The following is a 5,318-nucleotide window of genomic DNA, read 5'->3' as shown; positions in this document are numbered from 1 at the left end:
TCAGTTGAAAGTGATTGAAATTCAGGGTCTCGTAATACTTCATCCCAAGTTGGTAGTAGGTTAGATTTATTTTGTCTTTTCCACAGTTTTATGTGCATCCCTCCTCGTGTTGCTGTTACACTACTCCAAAAACCGAATCTTGAGTTGTAATCTTCTACAAAAACAAAAGAAATAAGAGGAATACAAATACCTATGAGAATAAGAATAGCTCCAACCCTGTTGCCTTTACTCATAATACTACCTCCAATTGTGGCACATTGCCATTCGTTCCCAGCATAAAAGAAGTCCTGAGCGATAGCGAAGGATTTGGGTGAGTGTCGTAAGGCACAAACCTTTTATGCTGTGTTATATGAAGTTTGTGCAATGTGATTGCTTCAATATCATTTGGTTCTAATAATTCGTTTTTGTCAAGTTGCAAGTATATTGAATTGGTAACTATTTTTTCTTTACGACCTTTCCCATTTTTCATTTTGATGTCAACAATTTGATAGCCCATACCTTGTTCGGTAAGTTTTGTTAGCAAATTTCCTACTCCTTCTCAATCACTATCAGCGTCTCGTCAGGATTTACCGAATCTCCCACCTTAACATATATCTTTTTCACAACGCCGTCCATCGGCGTATGCACCTCATTTTCCATCTTCATTGCCTCTACAGTCAAAAGCGTATCGCCGGCATTCACCTTTGCCCCTTCGGATACTTTTATGCTTGTAACCTTTCCGGGAATGGGCGCTGTAACATCCCCCTTTTTCATTGCCTTTGGCCTTACTGATGTGGTTGTCGGCTTTGCCTCTATTTCTCCTGCTGTGGAAGGGATGACCTCTGTAAGCGATTCTATCATCACCTCTTCCAGACGGTCGTCTATCTTTAAGAAAAATGGTCTCTTGCCTTCAACCTTGTGGCCTGCGCCTGCAACCTTCACCCGATATGACTCGCCATGCACGGTTATGATAAATTCGCTCGGCGCAAGGGAGGCCATCAAAGGCGCATGCTGGGACTCTGCCTCTTTCGTCTCTTCAAGTGGCTCCGGTTCAAGTTTTCCGCTCTCCCTTTGCTCAAAATATTCCAGCGCAACATTGGGGAACAGTGCATAGGAAAGGATGTCTTCAATACTTTTTGCCCTGCCTCCCAACTCTCTTGTAAGCTTGTCAAGCTCAGGCTCAAGAAGGTCCGCAGGCCTGCATGTAATGGGCTCCTCGTCCCCTATCGCCTTTTTCTGAACTTTTTTGTCTATCTTTCCAGGCGGGGTTCCGTAAAGTCCCTTGAAATAATTCTTTGTCTCGCTGGTTATTACCTTATACCTCTCTCCTGTAAGTATGTTCAGGGTCGCCTGCGTTCCTACAATCTGGCTTGTCGGCGTGACAAGCGGCGGATAGCCCATGTCCTTTCTTACCTTTGGTATCTCTTCAAGGACATCATTCATTTTTTCAATTGCATTCTGCTCCTTCAGTTGAACCGCAAGATTTGAAATCATCCCACCCGGTATCTGGACAACAAGGGTTTTTGTGTTTATGCCGGTATATTCGCTTTCAAATCTCTTATATTTTCTGCGAATATTTCTGAAATATTCCGCTATATCCGCCAGAAGGGCGATGTCGAGACCTGTGTCATACGGTGTGCCTTGCAATGCCTCAACAATGCTTTCCGTTGGAGGCTGCGCTGCGCCTGATGCAAGAGAGGAAATGGCAGTATCAATTATCTCTGCGCCTGCCTCTATTGCCTTAAGGTAGCTCATTGATGCAAGGCCGCTTGAATCATGCGAATGGATATGGATGGGAAGTTTTATCCGTTCCTTAAGGCTTTTTACCAGATCGTAGGCAGCATAAGGCGTCAGAAGTCCGGCCATGTCCTTTATGCAAATAATATTAGCGCCCATGTCCTCAAGTCTCTGCGCCATTTCCACAAAACCTGCATGGCTGTGAATAGGACTTGTTGTATAACATACAGACGCCTCCACGGTTGCGCCCATCGATTTTACCGCCTTTAACGCGGTCTCTATATTTCTTATGTCGTTCAGCGCGTCAAATATGCGGAATATGTCCATCCCGTTTTTTACGGCGCGTTCAATGAATTTTTTAACAACATCGTCGGGATAATGCCGGTAGCCCACAATGTTCTGGCCGCGCAGCAGCATCTGAAGTTTTGTATTGGGCAGGGCCTTTCTTAAATCCCTGAGCCTCTGCCACGGATCTTCCCTTAAAAACCTGAGGCAGGTGTCAAATGTTGCGCCGCCCCACACCTCAAGGCTGAAATATCCCACCTTATCAAGTTTTTCTGCAATAGGCAGCATATCCTCTGTCCGCATCCTTGTTGCAAGAAGCGATTGATGCGCATCCCGCAATACCGTGTCGGTGATTTTCACTCTATGGTTTTTGGTTTTATTTTTGGACATATATTCTCCAGTTCTGCCTCTTGCTGTCTTTTAAAATCCATGATACGCCGCAATTGCCGCGGATATAGCTGCCACCTTATCAATCGGGTCTTCAAATTCAGCGTAATCCAGAAGCTCCGGTTTCCTGTCTATATAGCCGGTGTCAAAATTGCCGCCTCTGAAATCCGGGTCATTCATTATCTTTCTCAGAAACGGGATTGTGGTCTTTACCCCGCGTATTACAAACTCATCCAGCGACCTGTGCATTCTCCTTACAACCTCATTCCAGTCCATGCCGCGCACCACTAACTTTGCCACCATGGAGTCGTAATAGTCTGGTATTACATAATCCTTATATATTGCCCCGTCTATCCTCACGCCAATGCCGCCCGGCGAATAATACGCAGTAACCCTCCCGCCGTTCGGGCGGAAATTATGTTTCGGGTCCTCTGCGCATATCCTGCATTCCATTGCAAAACCCCTTATCAGGATATCTCCCTGTTTAATGCTGAGCGGCTTGCCTGCGGCTATCTCTATCTGTTTTTTAACAAGGTCAATCCCTGTTATCTCTTCTGTTATTGTATGCTCAACCTGTATCCTTGTATTCATCTCAAGGAAATAAAAATTCCTTTTGTCATCAACAAGGAATTCCACTGTCCCTGCATTTGTATAATTTGCGGCCATTGCAGCCGTTACAGCGGCATTGCCCATCTTTTCTCTCATGGCATTATCAAGTATAAGCGACGGCGCAATCTCTATGAGCTTCTGGTGTCTCCTCTGGATTGAGCAGTCCCTTTCGCCAAGGTGGATGATGTTCCCGTGCTTATCCGCAAGGATTTGAAATTCTATATGATGGGCCTTTTCGATATATTTTTCAATAAATACATCGGATACGCCAAATGCCGCCTTTGATTCAGAACGGGCAATCTCCATGTTTTTTATAAGCCCTTTTTCATCTCTTGCAACCCTTAATCCCCTTCCTCCGCCGCCGCCGGACGCCTTTATCATTACAGGATAGCCAATCTCTTTCGCAAATGCCTTAGCCTCATCCATATCCTTAAGGCTTCCTTCAGTCCCGGGGACAATCGGCACGTTTGCCTTTTTCATCAACTCCCTTGCCTTTACCTTGTCGCCCATGTTGGCAATAGCCTCGCTGGTTGGACCTATAAAGGTTATGCCGCTTTTTTCGCACAATTCGGCAAAGCTTGGTTTTTCCGAAAGAAAGCCATAGCCAGGATGAATGGCGTCCACGTCAACCTTAAGGGCAAGGTCAACAAGCCTATGGATATTAAGATAGCCTTCAATAGGGCCTGGGCCTACAAGATAAGACTCGTCGGCTTTTTTAACATAAAGGGAAGTTGCATCAGCCTCTGAATAGATGGCAACAGTGGCGATATCAAGTTCCTTGCACGCCCTTATAACCCTTGTAGCTATCTCTCCTCTATTTGCGACAAGAACTTTTTTAAACATAAAGTTTCCTCTGACAACCCCTTCCTTTTTCCATCCTCCTTGACGGGGGAGGGCAGGGTGGGGGGGTGTAATCTCTTTACAAGAGCAGGTTTAAATTAGCCTATTTAATAATTTCCTGTCAAGCCTAATTGTCAATATTTTACAGATAAACTTTGTGCTATAATAAAATTTTAAGGCTGAAGACTTGAGTTGCATTATAACTTAACCCTTTTAGGGTTGAAAATGGGAGGCAGGCTATGAAAAAGGTTTTAATACCACTTGCGCAGGGTTTTGAAGAGATAGAGGCCCTTGCTGTTGTGGATATTTTACGGAGGGCCGGGATAGAGGTGATGCTGGCAGGAACAACTGACAATCCTATAGAAGGCAGAAACAAAATAAAAGTTCTATCAGATGCGTCTCTTGATTCTGTAAAAGACCGGGACTTTGATATGATTGTCCTGCCGGGCGGCGCGGTTGGCACGGAAAATCTCAAAAAGGATGTGCGTGTAAAAGAAATAGTAGAAAGGCTTTACAAAAAAGGCAGGTTCATTACAGCCATCTGCGCTGCGCCCACAGTGCTTTCAGCTATTGGCATTACAGAAGGGAAAACTGTTACAAGCCATCCCACGGTCAGGGCAAAACTGGACAAAGAAAAAATTTCAGACGAAAGGGTAGTTGTTGACGGCAATATAATAACAAGCCAGGGGCCGGGCACAGCTATAGAGTTTGCCTTTAAACTGGTAGAGATGCTTTTGGGAAAAGAAAAGGTCGCAGAGGTTAACAAAGGGGTGTTGGCAAGGATTTAGTTAAAGGGCAGGTTGGGCGGCGGAAACAATAGATAGTCTCCGACACCCAACGCGCGCATACTATACCGGTTACTGATTCTTTTTCTCATTCGTAAGTTCAACCCCAAGCTCTTTTGCTGTCTTCATCATCCACAGGTTCATAAAGCCCATTGCCGCGTTCCCGTCTCCTGCTCCATGCGGCCCGCTGTTCATGGTTATATCAGGCACCCACTTCTGTTTGCCGAGCTCCTTTGCGAGAACAGTCATGACATTGACATAGGCATCAAGTTTTTGCTGTAATGCCCCATCGGCTTTGTAAATAAGCCTTTTCTTTTCAGCCAATCCTTCCCCTTCGAGGATGTCCGTCCTTTTCTTGCTTTCAGCGCTCTGCGCCATTATTTTTGCCACATCAAGCGCCTTCTGCGCCTCTATAATCGCCCTGGCCTTCTCAAGTTTTTCAATCTCTACTTTTCTTGTAGCGGTATTGGTTTCCTTTTCCCTCTCAAGCTTTCCCACCTCAAGTTTCTTATTCGCCTCAATGACGGCCACTGCCTTTGCCTCTTCCGCCTCAACCTCAGATTTCTTCTTCTTTATCATGGCCTCATATTCGGCGACTGTAACGTTCTTTTTGCCTTGTTCTTCCGCCGCAAGCCTTTCCTGTATCGCCCTCTCAGCGGCAATCTTGGCTGCGATGGTTTTCTGGAGCGCCTCCAT

General features: G+C 45.5%; 6 protein-coding genes. 1 reads left to right on the top strand and 5 read right to left on the bottom strand.

Annotation, left to right across the window (positions count from 1 at the left end):
* From Q8P28_05035 to accC, 4 genes are all read right to left on the bottom strand, one after another.
* Positions 1-233: hypothetical protein (locus Q8P28_05035; protein MDP2682161.1), on the bottom strand; the 233-nt coding region annotated here is incomplete at its 3' end.
* Positions 230-523 carry a hypothetical protein gene (locus Q8P28_05030; GenBank protein MDP2682160.1) on the bottom strand — a complete coding sequence of 98 codons (294 nt, stop codon included), beginning with the start codon at positions 521-523 and terminating at the stop codon, positions 230-232. The genes Q8P28_05035 and Q8P28_05030, both read right to left, overlap by 4 nt.
* Before the next feature lie 5 nt (positions 524-528).
* Complete coding sequence (gene oadA, locus Q8P28_05025; protein MDP2682159.1) at positions 529-2,391, bottom strand: sodium-extruding oxaloacetate decarboxylase subunit alpha; 1,863 nt, start codon at positions 2,389-2,391, stop codon at positions 529-531.
* A 30-nt stretch (positions 2,392-2,421) separates the two neighbouring features.
* Complete coding sequence (gene accC / locus Q8P28_05020; protein MDP2682158.1) at positions 2,422-3,840, bottom strand: acetyl-CoA carboxylase biotin carboxylase subunit; 1,419 nt, start codon at positions 3,838-3,840, stop codon at positions 2,422-2,424.
* Positions 3,841-4,076: 236 nt separating this feature from the next.
* Here accC and Q8P28_05015 point away from each other — a divergent pair, with 236 nt between their 5' ends.
* Positions 4,077-4,625, top strand: coding sequence for a DJ-1/PfpI family protein (locus Q8P28_05015; protein MDP2682157.1), 549 nt, complete (start codon positions 4,077-4,079; stop codon positions 4,623-4,625).
* 69 nt (positions 4,626-4,694) lie between these two features.
* Here Q8P28_05015 and Q8P28_05010 read toward each other — a convergent pair.
* A partial coding sequence (locus Q8P28_05010) for a hypothetical protein (protein MDP2682156.1) occupies positions 4,695-5,318 on the bottom strand: 624 nt, incomplete at its 5' end.

This window comes from Deltaproteobacteria bacterium, from assembly GCA_030690165.1.
In the GTDB taxonomy this organism is placed as follows: Bacteria; Desulfobacterota; GWC2-55-46; order UBA9637; family UBA9637; genus JACRNJ01.
The sequence above is the reverse complement of the archived record's forward strand: the minus strand, read 5'-3'. Positions and strand labels throughout refer to the sequence as shown.

Excerpts from the sequence above, each read along its gene's own strand:
- accC (MDP2682158.1), bottom strand. The coding sequence starts at position 3,840 with ATGTTTAAAAAAGTTCTTGTCGCAAATAGAGGAGAGATAGCTACAAGG.
- oadA (MDP2682159.1), bottom strand. The coding sequence starts at position 2,391 with ATGTCCAAAAATAAAACCAAAAACCATAGAGTGAAAATCACCGACACG.
- Q8P28_05015 (MDP2682157.1), top strand. The coding sequence starts at position 4,077 with ATGAAAAAGGTTTTAATACCACTTGCGCAGGGTTTTGAAGAGATAGAG.